The 15,461-nt window shown below is 65.6% G+C and carries 12 protein-coding genes; 10 read left to right on the top strand and 2 right to left on the bottom strand.

All coding sequences use genetic code 11. The annotated features are described in order from the left end of the window. Positions 1 to 36 precede the first annotated feature (36 nt). From JMY28_RS02965 to JMY28_RS02945, 5 genes are all read left to right on the top strand, one after another. A complete protein-coding gene (locus JMY28_RS02965; RefSeq protein WP_236596661.1) occupies positions 37 to 678 on the top strand; it encodes a response regulator transcription factor in 642 nt (213 codons plus the stop codon). Positions 679 to 782: 104 nt separating this feature from the next. Further along, a complete protein-coding gene (locus JMY28_RS02960; RefSeq protein ID WP_201694602.1) occupies positions 783 to 1,463 on the top strand; it encodes a response regulator transcription factor in 681 nt (226 codons plus the stop codon). 26 nt (positions 1,464 to 1,489) lie between these two features. Further along, positions 1,490 to 2,173 (top strand): response regulator transcription factor, encoded by a 684-nt coding sequence (locus tag JMY28_RS02955; RefSeq protein ID WP_201694408.1) that lies wholly within the window; start codon positions 1,490 to 1,492, stop codon positions 2,171 to 2,173. Positions 2,174 to 2,413: 240 nt separating this feature from the next. Further along, positions 2,414 to 3,145 (top strand): aquaporin, encoded by a 732-nt coding sequence (locus tag JMY28_RS02950; protein ID WP_201694407.1) that lies wholly within the window; start codon positions 2,414 to 2,416, stop codon positions 3,143 to 3,145. 21 nt (positions 3,146 to 3,166) lie between these two features. Further along, positions 3,167 to 7,774 (top strand): ATP-binding protein, encoded by a 4,608-nt coding sequence (locus JMY28_RS02945; protein WP_201694406.1) that lies wholly within the window; start codon positions 3,167 to 3,169, stop codon positions 7,772 to 7,774. 203 nt (positions 7,775 to 7,977) lie between these two features. Here JMY28_RS02945 and JMY28_RS02940 read toward each other — a convergent pair whose 3' ends face one another. Then, positions 7,978 to 8,922 (bottom strand): LysR family transcriptional regulator, encoded by a 945-nt coding sequence (locus JMY28_RS02940; RefSeq protein ID WP_201694405.1) that lies wholly within the window; start codon positions 8,920 to 8,922, stop codon positions 7,978 to 7,980. Between the two features lie 455 nt (positions 8,923 to 9,377). Here JMY28_RS02940 and JMY28_RS02935 point away from each other — a divergent pair, with 455 nt between their 5' ends. From JMY28_RS02935 to JMY28_RS02925, 3 genes are all read left to right on the top strand, one after another. Next, positions 9,378 to 10,523 (top strand): porin, encoded by a 1,146-nt coding sequence (locus tag JMY28_RS02935; RefSeq protein ID WP_201694404.1) that lies wholly within the window; start codon positions 9,378 to 9,380, stop codon positions 10,521 to 10,523. A gap of 267 nt (positions 10,524 to 10,790) precedes the next feature. Next, on the top strand, positions 10,791 to 11,225 hold the full coding sequence (locus JMY28_RS02930) for a CHRD domain-containing protein (protein WP_201694403.1): 435 nt from the start codon (positions 10,791 to 10,793) through the stop codon (positions 11,223 to 11,225). A gap of 142 nt (positions 11,226 to 11,367) precedes the next feature. Then, positions 11,368 to 12,336: an alpha/beta hydrolase gene (locus JMY28_RS02925; protein ID WP_201694402.1), complete on the top strand. Its 969-nt coding sequence runs from the start codon at positions 11,368 to 11,370 to the stop codon at positions 12,334 to 12,336. On the opposite strand, the gene JMY28_RS02920 is transcribed toward JMY28_RS02925, so the two are convergent. Next, entirely contained in the window at positions 12,306 to 13,193 is an 888-nt protein-coding gene (locus tag JMY28_RS02920; protein WP_201694401.1) for an EcsC family protein, read from the bottom strand. The two genes, JMY28_RS02925 and JMY28_RS02920, sit on opposite strands and share 31 nt — an antisense overlap. A gap of 122 nt (positions 13,194 to 13,315) precedes the next feature. Between JMY28_RS02920 and JMY28_RS02915 the strand changes: the two genes are divergently transcribed. Next, positions 13,316 to 14,911: an MDR family MFS transporter gene (locus tag JMY28_RS02915; protein WP_201694400.1), complete on the top strand. Its 1,596-nt coding sequence runs from the start codon at positions 13,316 to 13,318 to the stop codon at positions 14,909 to 14,911. Positions 14,912 to 14,974: 63 nt separating this feature from the next. Then, positions 14,975 to 15,442 carry a MarR family winged helix-turn-helix transcriptional regulator gene (locus JMY28_RS02910; RefSeq protein ID WP_201694399.1) on the top strand — a complete coding sequence of 156 codons (468 nt, stop codon included), beginning with the start codon at positions 14,975 to 14,977 and terminating at the stop codon, positions 15,440 to 15,442. Positions 15,443 to 15,461: the final 19 nt, after the last annotated feature.

Raw genomic sequence — 15,461 nt, 5'->3', positions numbered from 1 at the left:
CGCACCCACGCAAATCCACCTCGAAGGAGATTCAGTGTGAAGTTACGTGTCGTCCTCGCCGACGATCATCCATTCGTCCTGCTTGGCGTTCGCTCTGCGCTCCTCGCGGCAGACGATATCGAGGTCGTGGGTGAAGCGTGCGGCGCGCTAGAGCTATTGCAGACGCTCGAAACCGTCCCGTGCGACGTCGTGGTCACTGACCTCAACATGCCGCCTGCGTCCGGCGAAGCCGAAGACGGCCTGCGCCTCGTGCGGCGTTTGCGCCGCGACTGGCCTCATATCCCCGTGGTCGTGCTGACCAGCGTTGCGAACGCCACCATCCTGCGCGCGGTGGCGCACGCAGGCGTGATCGCCATGTTGCGTAAAACCGAGCCCATGGACGAACTCGCCGCCATCGTGCGCGGGGCCGCACAGGGGCTCGCCCATCTCAGCCCGGCCGTCGAGCGTGAACTCGCGGCCGCCGCTTGCCCGCCCGACATGTGTGTGCCGCGTTTGACGCCGCGCGAATCGGAGGTGATCCGCAAATTTGCAAGCGGCAGTTCGATCACGGAAATTGCGCGCGCCCTCGGCCGCGACGTGCGCACGGTGAGCAGCCAGAAGCGTGACGCCATGTCGAAGCTCGGCGTGAGCAACGACGCGGGACTCTTCGCCTTTGTCAGGGCGCACGGACTCTTATGAACCTGCCTTCCTTGCCGCTGGCGGATGATGCCGCCGTGGCTACCGCTTCCCGCCGCATCATGCATGAGCACGACGAACAGCATGCGGCTCTGGCGGCGCGCAATATGACCGATACGGCCGACCTCGCGGCACCTGTGCGCGTGATCATCGCCGACGATCATCCGCTCGTGGTGTATGCGCTGGAAAGCATGCTCGTCAACTATCCCAACGTGCAGATCGTCGCGCGTGCGCGCAGCGTGCCCGAACTGTTCGAAGTGGCGGAGCAGCACACATTCGATCTCGTTCTGATGGACCTTTACATGGCGTTGCCCGGCGAGCTGGACGGACCCGATGCCATCCGCGCCTTTCGCGCCGGTTTCCCGCACAAGGCGGTGGTCGTGCTCACCATGGAAAGCGAGGCTTCGGTGCTGCGCAAGGCCATCGATCTCGAGGTGAATGCCGTGCTCAGCAAGCGCGACCGCATCGACCTGATCCCCGTTGCGATCATGTCGGCGATGGCGCGCGAAAAGTACGTCGGGCCAGTCGTGCGTGACCTGCTGACGGAAGCCGCGCGCGCCGAGCGGCGCGAAGAGGTGTCTCGCCTTCTCACGCGGCGCGAATACGAGGTGATCACGCACTATGCAGCGGGACTCGGCGTGACGGAAATCGCAGGTCTGCTTGGGCGCAGCGTCAAGACGATCAGCGCGCAAAAGTGCGCGGCGATGAAGAAGCTCGCGCTCAGCAACGATATCGAGCTCTATCGCTTCGCGGTCGAATGCGGCGTGACGCAGAGCGAGCAAACCTGAGCAATCCTGTGCACGCACGGTCTCCGATGCAGGCTAGCCGGGTCGTTCGAGAAGACGCGCCTCGCACGGGCGAGCCGCTGCGCGTGATCGTCGCCGATGACCACGCGTGTATCCGGCTCGGCGTGGCGAGCCTGCTGCATGCAACGGCGCGAGCCCTCGTCGTTGGCGAAGCCAGCAACACGCATGGGCTCGCCATGCAGCTCGATATGACCGCCTGCGACGTCGTCATTTCCGATCTCTGCATGCCGGGTCTCGACGGCGAATATGGCTCCCTTACTCTGCTACGGCGCCTCGCGCAAACGCGAGACGCACCTGCGGTCGTCCTCCTGAGCATGGTGTCGACACCGCACGTTCTGACGGGGCTGCTGCATCACGGCCTGAACGTCATCGTCGACAAGCGCGACGTCGCGCACGATCTCCTGCTCGCCGTTGCCGCCGCACGCGCCCGCAAGCCGTTTCTCTCGCGCCGCGCACGCGAAACGCTCGCGCGGGCCGACGCCACGTTCGCCCTCTGCGCGGGTATGCCGAGCGCGCGCGAATGGGAAGTCTTCCAGCTTTACGCGCAGGGTATGTCGATCTGTCAGATTGCCCAACGGTTTCAGCGCAGCGGCAAAACAATCAGCGCGCAAAAGCGCAGCACCATGCGCAAGCTCGGGCTCGTCACGGAGAGCGATCTGAGCGACTTCGCTACGCAGGTGGGGCTGTCCTGATTCATCTCCAGGCGTCGCGCGTCCCCAATTAATTCCTACGTCCGTGGGAATTTCTCTCGCCTTGTCTTGCGCAATGCGCACAGCGTTTTAAGAGTTCTCCTATCTGAATGCGAGGATCGGCTCCCCGATAATCCCAAGCTCAACGCTTGGCTCGTCAGATATTGCCGTCCCGGCAATGCGATCAAAGGACGGCCCGGTCGGAATTGGGCCGGGATGTAGTCCGGACACGGAGACGAAACAATGAAGCTCGGTAGGCGTTTGGCGGTCGAGGGTGCGGGCACCGCGTGGCTCGTGTTCGCCGGTTGCGCAGCCATGGCGCTCAACGCGAGCCCGCCTTCCCAGGGCTTCAACGTTCTGGAAGTCGCCGCGGCATTCGGGCTCGCGCTCACGGTGGCGAACTATGCCGCCGCCCGCGCGGCGAGCGCCCACTTCAATCCCGCTGTCACGATCGGCTACGCGGTTTCCGGGCGCTTTCCGGTGCGCGATACCGGGCCCTACCTCGCGGCGCAGACCATCGGGGCCATTCTCGGTGCGGCGTTGCTCGTACGCGTGGCGAGCGGGCGCCCGGGCTTTTCCGTCGCGGTGTCCGACCTCGGCAGCAACGGCTACGACGAACATTCGCCGAGCGAATATGCCCTCGCCGCCGTGTTCCTGCTGGAACTGGCGGTCTCGTTCGTGTTCGTCCTCTTCCACCTTCTGATGTCGAGCACGGTCGCACGCCGCAAGACTGCGGCGCTCGCCATTGGCGCCTGCCTTGCCGCCATCTATCTCATCGCCATCCCCGTGAGCAACGGTGGCGCGAATCCGGCGCGATCGACCGGTCCCGCGTTGTTCGCCGGCGAATGGGCGCTCGATCAGCTCTGGCTCTTCTGGGCGGCGCCGTTGTTCGGGGGTGCCGCGGCTGGCGCGGCATACCGCCTCGTGGGCCGCCGCTCGCGCATTGTCCCTACGCCATCTCGCGACGGCGTTTGAAATCCCGTATGGCGCTTGCCGATGAGGTCGATTCTCCGCATCTTCTGTCTTCGCGCGCGTCCGGCTGCATCGTGGCGGGGGCGCGGGCTTGCGTGCGGGTTTGGCTGCCTTGGCGCGCTCGCCGCGGCATGGGTGCTCGCGTTTTCCGTGGCTGCGGCGAGCGCGGCGACGCAGTGTGAGCCAACAAGCGAGGGCATCGCGCTCTCGCGGCAGATCGCCACGTCGCTGCCGCCGCAGCTCGTCGTCGGCGTGGTAGCGGGGGGCTGGGCGCCGCTCGAAGTGCTCGACGGCGACACGCTCACCGGTTTCAGCGCCGACTATCTGCGCCTGCTCGCCGGTGCTGGCGTCAAGCTTCAGCCACGCGTATTTGCGGACATGCCAGCGTTGCTCGCTGCGGCCTGCGCGGGCGATGTCGACATCGTGATGAGCCTCGCGCGCACGCCGTCGCGCGAGCGCTGTCTTGCTTTCACCGTGCCGTACCTGACCGGCACCACGGCATTCGTCACGCGTGCTGGGAATACCGCACTTGCGACCCAGCCGGCGCGCCTCGCGCGCGCGACGTTTGCAGTCGAGCGCGGCTACGCCCTCGAATCCGCATTGCGCGAGCGCTTCGCGCAGGCGCGCATCGAAACGTTCGCGACCACGCAGGCAGCGCTGCGCGCCGTCGCGCAGGGTAAGGCCGACGTCTACACAGGATTTTCGCCAGTGGCGCGCTATCAGCTCACGCTCGAAGGATTCGGTGATCTGCGCGTCGCCTTCGAGGAGCGCGACCGCATGCGCGAGCTGCGCTATGGCGTGCCGGTCTCCAGATCGGTCCTGCGCGATCGGCTCGATCTTCTTCTGGCTGGCGTGCGGCCTGCCGCGGCAGCGGCCGAGCGGGCACGCTGGTTCGACGGCGGCGCGTCGGGAGAGGGGGCGCCGTCCGCGTTCAGCCTGAGCGCCGACGAGCGCGCGTGGCTGCGCGCCTTGCCGCCGCTGAAAGCGGGCTACGACAGCGGATGGGTGCCGTTCAGCCTCACGAACAAGGCTGGCGAGCCGTCGGGCATGGCCAACGACTATCTAGACTATCTGGGGCGCACCCTTGGCATTCGCTTCGAGCGCGTGCCTATTTCTCCCTGGACGAGCGCGGGCGCCGCGTTGCAACGTGGTGAGATCGCGCTCGCCGCGACCGCGGTGAGGGACAGTGTGTTCGACTCCGGCGTGGCCTACACGGACGCGTTCGAGCACTATCCGCTCGTCATGGTGGGGCGCCGCGACGAACCGATGGCGCGCTCGCTTGCCGACTTTGCGGGCCGCCGCATCGTGCTGGCGCCGCACGCGCCGGAAATGCAGGAACTGCCGGGTACGCAGGTCGTGCGCGCGGCAAGCCTCGCAGCAGGGCTCGCGATGGTCGATCGCCACGAGGCCGATGTGCTGGTGGGCAACGCGGCCGCGCTCGACGAGCCGCTCAGCGGCAGCTATCTCGAGAAGCTGAAGGTGCTGGGCGCGGTAGGTGTCGATGATTCGACGGCGTTTGCCGTGCGCTGCGACCTCGCCCCGCTCGCTGGACTCATCAATCGCGCACTCGGCGCGATGTCGCCCGCCGAACAGCAAAAGATCCGCAATCGCTGGACCGCAGCCGTCTCCACCCGGGCCGGCGGCTGGAGCGTGAACGCACTGCGGCTCCTGCCGCTCCTGATCGTGTTCGGCGTGCTGCTTCTCGTCACGCTGCGCGCCTACGTGCTGCTCCAGCGCGAAATGCACAGGCGGCGGCGCGCGGAGCAGGTGCTCGCGCGGCAGGTGGAACTGCAGGACACGATGATGGAGATGATCCCGTATCCCCTCGGTGCGCGGGATCTCGAAAACCGCTATCTCGCGATCAATCGCGCCTACGAGGAATCGACCGGTCTGGCGCGCGCCCGCGTCGTCGGGCGCACGGGTTCGGCCGTGATGGCATGGGGGCCCGGAAACAGCCGCCGCATGGATGATCTCTACCGGCTCACGATCGTCGAGGGGGAGAGCCAGCGTGTCGAGCTGATCTTCGAGAACGCGCGCGGGGAGGCGCGTCATGGCATTTTCTGGACGCGCCTGTGCCGCGACCCGCAGGGCGCGCCGTTCTGCGTGCTCGGCACGATGATCGATGTCACCGACATTCGCCGCGCCGAGCTGCGCGAACGCGAATCGGAGCGGCTCCTCTCGGAGGTGACGGGTTCGCTGCCCGCGATCGTGTTCCAGTTGCGCCGCTCGCTCGACGGCCGCTACTCGTTTCCGTACATTGGCGGCGACACGCAGCGGCTCCTCGGCGACACCGTCGACATGCTGCGCCGCGCGCATTCGGTCGATCTCTCGCAGGTGGGGCGTCACGATCGCGCGCGCCTCGCCTCGCAGCTCGAACGCTCCGCGCGCCGGTTCGTCCCCGTGCACGCCGAGTTCCGCTTTCAAGGCGCGGCCGGATTCGTGTGGGTGCGCGCGGAGTTCGCGCCGCGCCGCGCCGACGATGGCGCGATCGTCTGGAGCGGCTATGCGCTGGATGCGAACGTCGAGCACGCACGCGCAGACGAACTCGAGCACGCGCGCGACACCGCAGAGGCGGCCTCTCGCGCGAAGGACGATTTTCTCGCCATGATGAGCCACGAGATCCGCACGCCGATGAACGGCGTGCTGGGTCTCGTCGAGGTGCTCGAGCGCACGCCGCTCAACCCCGATCAGGCGCAAATGGTCGCCATGGTGCACGAATCGGCGGGGGCGCTGCTGCAGATACTCGACGATCTGCTCGACTATTCGAAGATCCAGGCCGGCCACCTCGTGATCGACTCGCAGCCGTTCGACATGCGCGAGCTCGTCGACAACGCCGTCGGGCTGCTGGCCGCGCGTGCGCACGAGAAGGGGCTGAAGGTGCGCGTGGATGTGGAGCCGGAGGTCGCGGCGCTCTTGCGCGGCGACAGCGTGCGCCTACGGCAGATCCTCTTCAATCTGCTCGGCAATGCGATCAAGTTCACGCTGGCGGGCGAGGTGAGCGTGCATGTTCGCGCACGCGATGTCGGCGCCCGCGGCGGCGCGCTCCCCTCTCATCAGCGGCTTTCGATCTCGGTGACCGACACGGGGATCGGCATTGCGCCCGAAGCGCAGGCACAGCTCTTCGAGCCGTTCGTGCAGGCCGAGACCTCGACCACGCGACGCTTCGGCGGCACGGGGCTCGGCCTCACGATCTGCCGCAAGCTCTCGGCGTTGATGGGCGGCACGCTGGAGCTCGAGAGCGAAGTGGATCGCGGCACCAGCCTCACGCTGCACATCGAATTGCCAGTGGAGGCACGCAGCAGCACGACGGCCGGGCTGCGCGGCAAGCGCGCGCTCGTGACGTGCGAGGACGCGAGCGTCGCCGCCGCATTGATGCATTTTGGCGCGGCGCTCGGCATGGAAATGCGCCGCGTCGCGCCAGCGGACGCTGCTCGCGCCGCGAGCGCGGACAAGGCCGATCTACTGTTCGTGTCGGAAGCGCTGATCGATCGTTTGGGCAAGCTCGGTGCACCTGTGCTTTGCCTGACGGAGAACCCGAAGCCAAGCGGCTATCGCGTGGCCGAGAGCGGCGTGCGCGTGAGCGTCAACCCGTTGTCCTGGCGTGGCTTGAGCGTCGTTTGCGCGATGGCGCTGGCGGGACTGCCGGTCAAGGCGGCCAGCCCGTCGCGTCCCGCCGCCGACGTCGAGAAGACACTACCGGCGCCCGATCGGGAGCAGGAACGCGCTGCCGGCCGCCTCATCCTCGTGGCGGAAGACCATCCCGTCAATCAGGAGCTGATCCGCCATCAACTGGCGTTGATCGGGTTCGCATGCGACGTCGTCGACGATGGTGCGCAGGCGCTCGAAGCGCTGGCCGAATGCGAATACGGCTGCCTGATAACCGACTGTCATATGCCGAACGTGTCGGGCTACGATCTCGCGCGGCGCGTACGCCAGATGGAGCAGAAGGCGCGCGGCGCGCGGCGCTTGCCGATACTCGGCATCACGGCCAATACGGCGCCCGAGAACATGAGTCAGTGCAGCGAAGCGGGCATGGACGATTGCCTCATCAAGCCCACGCGCGTGGCCACGCTGCGCGAGCATCTCGCGCGTTGGTTCGGCGTGGAGGGCATGCGGCGTACCGTGCAGGGCGAAGCCGCGCGCAAGGCAGGCGGCAATAGGCCAACAGCGGGGCAAGCAGCGTCGCGGGTTTCAAGGGTTTCGAAGGTTTCTGGGGCATCGGAGTCGTCTCCCGAGGGGCGCGGGGGTTCTGACGGAGCGCGCGCGGAAAAGCTTGCATACGCACGGACGTTCGAGCCGCTGGATCTCACGCATATGATCCAGGTCTGGGGCGGGGAGGCGACCGTGAAGACGTTGCTAGGCTCGTTCGTTTCGGCGATGCGCGACGACCTGGACGCGTTGCCGCCGCTCCTCGAACACGCCGATGTCGCGCGCTTGCGCGAGTGGCATCACCGGCTCGCCGGTGCGGTGGGCGTGCTGCAATACCCTGCGCTGCTCGCCGAGCTCGAGACGTTTCGCCGTCACATGAACAGTCACACTGCCGAGCAACTGCGTGAGGAAGGCAACGCGCTCATCCGCACGTGCCAGGCGATGCTGGGCGGAATCGAGCAACAGGCCGCTCTGCTCGCGTGAATGATGTACATCAGGAAATGGACGGCCGCAGGGGAATAGGAGCAACAAGCGGGCAAAAACGGGGCACTAGGCGGGCGAAAAACGGGCGAAAAAAAACGCGGCCGAAGCCGCGTTCAAGCTTGGAGACCCTTCGATGAAGAGTCACTTCTCGCAGTTCCTAGCTTAGTCGGCGGCCAGAAAGAAATCGAGACAATTTCGATCAATTAACTATTACAGGGAATGCTGGTAATCGCGCTTGCCGTTGAGGTGTCGCGCCGGCGAAACCATTCGACTGTGAAGTCAACGAACGAACGTGTTTTTGCCGGAACGTGGCGGCGGCCGGGGTAGACGAGCGAGAGTTCCTTGTCTGCGTCACGAATGTCCCACCCGGCGAGCACGCGCACGAGCCGGCCGGATGCGAGATCGGCGTCCACCTGGTTTGCCGGAAGGATCGTGATGCCCATACCGGCGATCGCGGCCTGACGCAGCATCACGGAATTGTTCACAGCGTACGCCGGCTCGATCCGCACAGGTTCGCGGTCGCCGCCTGGGCCTTCGAAGTGCCATTCGTTGCCGTGAATATCGGCGGAAGGCGCGAGCAGCGTGTGGCGGGGGAGATCGGCGGGGCATTGCGGCGTCGCATGGCAAGCGAGGTAGGCGGCCGAGGCGACGGCGACCGGCGCGACGCTCAAAAGCGGGCGGCGGATCAGCGTGCCGCCGCTCACCTGGCGGGGCGCCACGATGCCGGCGTCGAAACCTTCCTCGATCAGGTCGACCGGACGGTGCAGCAGCGTAAGCGAGAGGCGGACTTTCGGAAACGCGTCGAGGTAGCACTTGATCATCGGCGTGAGGCCGTGCAGTGAAAACGATGCATGCGCGACGACGCGCAACGTGCCTGACGGTACCGATACGCCATGCGCGATATGCGTTTCGATGCGCGCCAGATCGTCGAGGACCTGACGGCAGCCCTGAGCATAGGCGGCTCCTGCCTCGGTGAGCGACGCGCTGCGCGTGTTGCGGTTGATGAGCCGCGTTTCCAGATGGGCTTCGAGCAACGCCACGTAGCGGGTGACCACCGCGTTCGACATGTTCAGACTCATCGCCGCGCGGCCAAACGAGCCGTGCTCGGCAACGCTGATGAACACGCGCATGGCCTGAAGCTGATTCATGTTTTTGGGGGGCGTGGACACGAGGCGGATGGGCGGTGCGATGAAGAAAAGTGAAGTCGGGCGACAAGTCTTGACGCTGCCGAGAGGGATAGTACCGATGCGCGTTGGGCAAACGGAATGGGAATCGTCCGAATCGATGCTTTATCCCGAATTACCGGTGTTGTCCGACTGCAACGCTTTATCGGGATACCGAATGAAATGATCGAGACAGAGAAAAACAAGATAAGTCGTGAGCATTGAATTACAAGCGTTCGAGGGTTTACCGCAGGGGGATTCAACTAATTCGAAAAGGCTTTTGTTGAGATATCGGATGGTTCGTCAAAAGGTGACGCCCATAAACTTCGCCATGCAAATCAACGCGGTGCTGCGTGCACTGCATTACGGAATCGCTATGCCGGCGTGAGACCGGCAACGGCATCCATTTTTGCCGAAAGGCCTTGCATCGAAGGAAGCATATGAAAAAGAAACTGGCTATCGCGGCGGCAGTCGCTGCGACTTTTGCATCGGCGTCGTACGCGCAAAGCAGCGTCACGCTCTACGGTATCGTTGATGCCGGTTTCACGTACACGACGAACGTGAACAACAACGCCAAATACGCTCTGACGAGCGGTAACGTTCAGACGAGCCGTTGGGGTCTGCGCGGCGTTGAGGATCTCGGCGGCGGCCTGAAGACGATCTTCACGTTGGAAAGTGGCTTTAATGTCGCGAATGGGCAGCAAAACGGCGGCCTGTTCAATCGTCAATCGTATGTCGGTCTGACGCAAGACCAGTACGGCACGGTCACGCTCGGTCGCCAGTTCGACTCGATGGTCGACTACATCGCGCCGCTCACCGCAGTCGGCACCTGGGGCGGCACCTACATGGCGCACGTGATCGACAACGACAACCTGAACGCCACGTTCTCGCTCAACAACTCGATCAAGTACACCAGCCCGAACTTCGCGGGCTTCCAGTTCGGTGGCATGTACGCGTTCTCGAACCAGTCTGGTTTCGCAATCAACCGTGCGTACAGCGCCGGCATGAGCTATGCGAACCAGGGGCTGCGTCTCGCTGCGGCTTACATGCAGATCAATGGCGTGGATAGCACCGGCACCGGCTCGGTCCAGGGTTCGTCGCTTGCGAGCACATTCGGTGCGATGGCCTCGGGTAACCGTCAGCGCACCTGGGGCGCAGGCGCAAACTACACCTATGGCCCGATGGTCGGCGGCGTTGTGTTCACGCAGTCGCGCCTCAATGGTAAGTTCATCGATTCGGTGCGCTACAACAACGTTGAAGCGAACTTCCGCTACAACCTGACGCCGGCACTCGGCCTTGGCGCGATGTACGCATACACGAACGCGAACGGCGCGGGTATTGACTCCGGGACCGGCAGCTCGTCGGCGCACTGGAATCAGTTCGGTCTGCAGGCTGACTACGCGCTCTCCAAGCGTACCGATGTCTACCTCGAAGGTGTGGGCGTGTGGGGCGCGGGCCAGAACGCGGCGGGCATCACGCAAGTGGGCTTCCAGGGCAACAGCGACAATGCTAACTTGCCGTCGAACAACTTCTCGTCGAGCAAGAACCAAGGGATCGTCACGACGGGCATCCGTCACCGCTTCTAAGGATTCGGGGCCTTCGCATTCTCAATCGTGATTGTCACAAGCGGTCACAAGCGGTCACAAGCATCGCGAACGGGAACGCGTAGCGTCGGATGGCAAGAAGGTAGTACTTGGGTTGAAAGGCGCCGCTAGCGGCGCCTTTTTTATTGCCCATGGCTTACGGTGGGCCGACATCGGCGCAGCGGACGCGGCCAGCAGATTTGCTCTAGCATGTGGGAGCGCGGTTTTGTGCCTTCTGGTGCAGCGCGCCACAAAAACAGGAGAAATTCCATGAATGTGCTTCGTCCGCTGCAGCTCGCTCTCGCTCTGTGTGTCCTCGCCTCCAGCGCCGCGTACGCCGACACCGTCGCGCTGAAAGCCGATCTCGAACCATCCAGCGAAGTCCCGCCGCGTGTGAGCCAGGGCCACGGCATGCTCAACGCCACGTTCGACACGTCTACGAAATCGCTGAACTGGACCATCACCTACGAAGGCCTCTCCGGCCCGGCGCAGGCTGCGCATTTCCACGGCCCCGCGCCGGTTGGCCAGAACGCCGGGGTGCAGGTACCGATTCCGAAGGGCGAACTGGCAAGCCCGATCAAGGGCTCCGCCACGCTCAACGAGCAGCAGGTCACCCAGTTGATGGGCGGGCAGTGGTATTTCAACGTTCATACGGCGCAGAACCCGTCAGGCGAGATTCGCGGCCAGGTGCTGCCCGCCAATTGATCGGCGCGCGATCGTTGGCCTCACTCGCGGGACTGCGCGCGCCGCTCGTTCCCGCAATCGACGTCTGATTGCGGGACGATATCGATTGACCGCCGCCGGGTGCTGGTCGAGCCCAGTTCGAGTGCCGCGGAGGGCTGAGCCGATGAGCTGGCAAAGCAGGCTGATCTGCAGGTGCTTGCGCCGCACTTTTCTGCCACAAACGCGCAAGTCGATCGACGTCGCACGCGTGCGCATGCTGACGGCGAGGCGCATCTGGACGCCAGGCGTGCCGAGCGGCTGGCGCTTGCGCGAACAGTACGACGCCTCCGATGCCCCGTTGCGCGGCGAGTGGCTCATCCGCGAGCGCCCGCCCGCGCAGTGCACGCTCCTTTATCTGCATGGCGGTGGGTATTACTTCTGCTCGCCGCGCTCGCAGCGCGCGATTTCGTTCGGTCTGGGCAAGCGCGCCGGCGCCGACGTCTTCTCGCTCGACTATCGGCTCGCGCCCGAGCATCCGTTTCCCGCCGCACTCGAGGACGCATTGGCCGCGTATCGCCATTTGCTGGCAAACGGCACGCGGCCCGGCTCGATCGTGATTGGCGGCGATTCGGCGGGCGGTGGGCTTGGGCTAGCCACGCTCGTCGCCTTGCGCGACGCGGGCGATCCGCTCCCCGCTGGCGCCGTGCTCTTTTCACCCTGGACGGATCTTGCAGCGACGGGCGCCTCGATACGCGAGAACGACGGGCGCGATCCCATGTTCAGTGGCGAGGTATTCGCGCGCATTGCGCCGTTCTACCTCGGCTCGGCAAGCGCGACCGATCCCTACGTGTCGCCGCTTTATGCCGACTTTCGCGGCTTGCCGCCGCTAAGCCTCTTCGTGGGCAGCTCCGAAACGCTGCTCGACGACACGCGCCGCGTAGTCGAACGCGCGCGCGCCGCCGGCGTGACGGTCGAGTGCGAGATTGCCAGCGGCATGCCGCACATCTGGCCGATCTATGCGCCTTTCATGCCCGAAGCGCGCCGCACGCTCGACGTCGCCGCGAACTTCGTGCGCCGCGTGAGCGCTGCATCGGCGCGCGGCGACGAGAAACCGCAGCCGCCTCAATCGAGCGAGACGTCAATCGCGTCGTAGGCCGCGTGCACGGCGGCTTCGCCGTAGCGGCGCTCGAGCCGGCGCACAGTGAAGTGCCCATGCGCCACCTGCTGGAAATGGTCGATGAACACGGTGTTGACCATCGCGCCGAGCACCGCGCCGATGGCCGGTATCGATTTCGCCGCGACCTGCTCGCTCACCTGCACGGAGAAGCGCGCAGCCACGGTCTGCATGAGCTTGAGGAGTGCGGTTGAACCGTGCGCGGCGAAGCCCTTCGTTGCCATTTCCGACGATGCCGCCGATACGGCCTTCGCGAGCGCGCCGCGCGCGATGAAATAGCCGAAGTCGGCTTCGTCGTCGGCAGGCGAGCGGCCGCCCATGCCAAACACGGTCAGGCATTGCAGCTGCGTGTCGGTGCTGGCCAGATTCTCGCCTTCGCTGCGGGCGATGTCGCAGATTGAGCGAAACATCAGCGTGGTCGTGACGGGCAACTCGACCGGCAGCGCGAAAAGGCCGAATGCGCCGCCCGCCGCGCCCGTGGTCGCAACCGCGAACTTGTGCAGCAGGTTGCTCGGCTTCGTGCTCGGGCGAGGTTCCGCGGCGGAGAGCGCACCTTGCTTGCCGAGGGTTTTCAGCGCGAGCTGCAGGCACTTGCGCAGCGCGGTTTGCGTCGCGTCGGCCACCTTGTCGTTCGCGACGCCGGGCAGCCGCGCGATCAGCTTTTCCACCGGCGCGCCTACGATGGCCGCGAGCTTCATGCCGAGCGGCGGCGTTTCGAGCTGATGTTTGGCGCGCCGCAGCGCGTCGAGATCGCCCTCGGCGAGGGCCGCCGCGGCGCTCGCGCGGGCCGGATCGGCGGCCGTGGGTTCGCTTGTGGGTTCGGTGATGGGTTCCATTGCGCTCCCGGATTTTCAGCAACGATGGCGGGGCATCGCCGCCGTTCGACGCCCCAGTGTAGTGGATCGCGCCGTGCTATGATGATCGATCCTTGACGCGTCAACCGTTGCTGGATCAAAAAATGGCCGTTCATACCGCTGCCCACCATTCGAGCGGGCAGGTTCTGCCGTTCCGGGAGTCGCTGCTGGCGATGCTCGGCGTCTCGTTCGTGACGATGCTCGTCGCGCTCGACCAGACCGTCGTGGGCACCGCGCTGCCGACCATCGTCGCCGAGCTGCGCGGCTTCGAGCTTTACGCGTGGGTCGCCACGTCTTATCTGCTCACCTCGGTCATCACCGTCCCCATTTTTGGGCGCCTCGGCGACTATTACGGGCGCAAGCCGTTCGTGATCGCGTCGATCGTCGTGTTCACCGCCGCATCCGTGCTGTGCGGCGCCGCCAACAGCATGCTGTTCCTCGTGATTGCGCGCGGGCTGCAAGGCATCGGCGGCGGCATGCTGGTCGGCACGGCGTTCGCCTGCATTCCCGATCTCTTTCCCGATTCCGTCGTGCGCCTGCGCTGGCAGGTGCTCATGAGCTCTGCGTTCGGTATCGCCAACGCGATCGGGCCGTCGCTCGGCGGCTTCCTCACGCAGTATTACGGCTGGCGTTCCGTGTTCTACGTGAATCTGCCCGTGGGCCTGCTGTCGCTGTTTTTCGTGTGGAAGTATCTGCCGCATTTGCGCCACGTGGCGCACGAGGCGCGCATGCGCCTCGACTGGCCAGGTGCGCTCCTCATCGCGGTCGCGCTCGGCAGCCTGCAGCTTTTCGTGGAGCGTCTGCCGGGACACGGTCTCAGGGCTTCGGCCATCGGCCTGCTCGCCCTCGCGGTGGCGGCCGGCTGGGCGCTCTGGCAATGGGAGCGGCGCTGCCCGCAGGCCATCCTGCCCGTCGACATGTTCCGCAACGCGAGCCTCAACGCGCTCTTCACGCTCGCCGTGCTGGGCGGCTTCACGATGTTTTCGCTGCTCTTCTATGCCCCGCTCCTGTTCCAGGGCGGCTTCGGCATGACGCCGAAGGAAGCGGGCGTCGTCATCACGCCGCTCGTGGTGTTTATCACGATCGGCAGTATCGCGAACGGGCGCATCGTCTCGCGCATCCGCAATCCGAACCTGATGCTCTACATCGGCTTCTCGATGATGGCGGCGGCGTGCTTCGCGGTGGCGCTCGCCACGCGCGGCACGCCGCGCGGTCTGCTGATGGCGTTCATGATCGTGGCTGGCATCGGTCTTGGCTTCGTCATGCCCAACCTCACCGTATTCGCGCAGCAGACCGCTGGGCGCGAGCATCTGGGCATCGCCACCGCACTACTGCAGTCGCTGCGGATGATCGGCGGCATGATCGGCACGGCGCTCACCGGCACGATGGTCACGCAGCTTTATTCGAGCGGCGTTCAGCGCGCGCTGGACGCCGATCACGCCACGCACTGGCTGCCGCAGCTCGCCGACCCCCAGATCCTGATCAACCGCGACGCCCAGGCTTCGCTGATCGCCGATCTCACGCACGCCGGGCATCTTGGTGCGCCGCTGCTCGAAGCCGCGCGCGAGGCGCTCGTGAGCGCGATTCACCTGGGCATTGCCGTGGCGGCAGTGGTCGCGGTGGTGTCGGTCTGGCAAACCCGGCGCGTGCCGCCGGTCAAGCTGCAGCGCAAGATGGAGCCCGTGATTCACGCGGATTGAATTGCCTCGGCCCGTAGTGGACGCCGGCAGAAACCGGCAAGGAAGCCGGCAGGAAAACAAAGCATGGAAATTCAGGATCGCATCGCCATCGTGCAGCAGTTTGGACGGACCTACCGGTCGTTCATGTCGGCGTTCGAGGCGCAGGTCGGGCATCCGCTGCCGCGCTGGCGCATTCTGCTCGCGCTTTACGAGCAGGACGGGGAGTCGTCGCAAAAGCGGCTCGTCGAGCGGCTGCGCGTAGACCCGGGCGCGCTCACGCGGCAATTGAAGGCGCTGGAGTCGCTCGGCTGGATCGCGCGCCGCGCCGACGAGCGCGACAACCGCATCACCAACGTCACGCTGACTGACGCGGGCCGCGCCGTGATCGAAGAGGGCCTGCCGCGCCGCAACGCGTTCCTCAACGTGACGATGTCACTGCCCGACGAGGCGCTCGCAGCGCTGTCGGGCGCGTTGGGAATGATGGAGGCGCGCATCGGCGAGGCGGCGGCGGCGCTCGCTCAGGCTCAGGAGGCCGAGCCCGAAGCGGGCTAAGCCTGCACCGCAGTTTTCA

Origin of the sequence: Paraburkholderia hiiakae, from assembly GCF_904848665.1 — a bacterium.
GTDB classification, from domain to species: Bacteria; Pseudomonadota; Gammaproteobacteria; order Burkholderiales; family Burkholderiaceae; genus Paraburkholderia; species Paraburkholderia hiiakae.
This window is presented reverse-complemented; position numbering and strand designations above follow the sequence as displayed.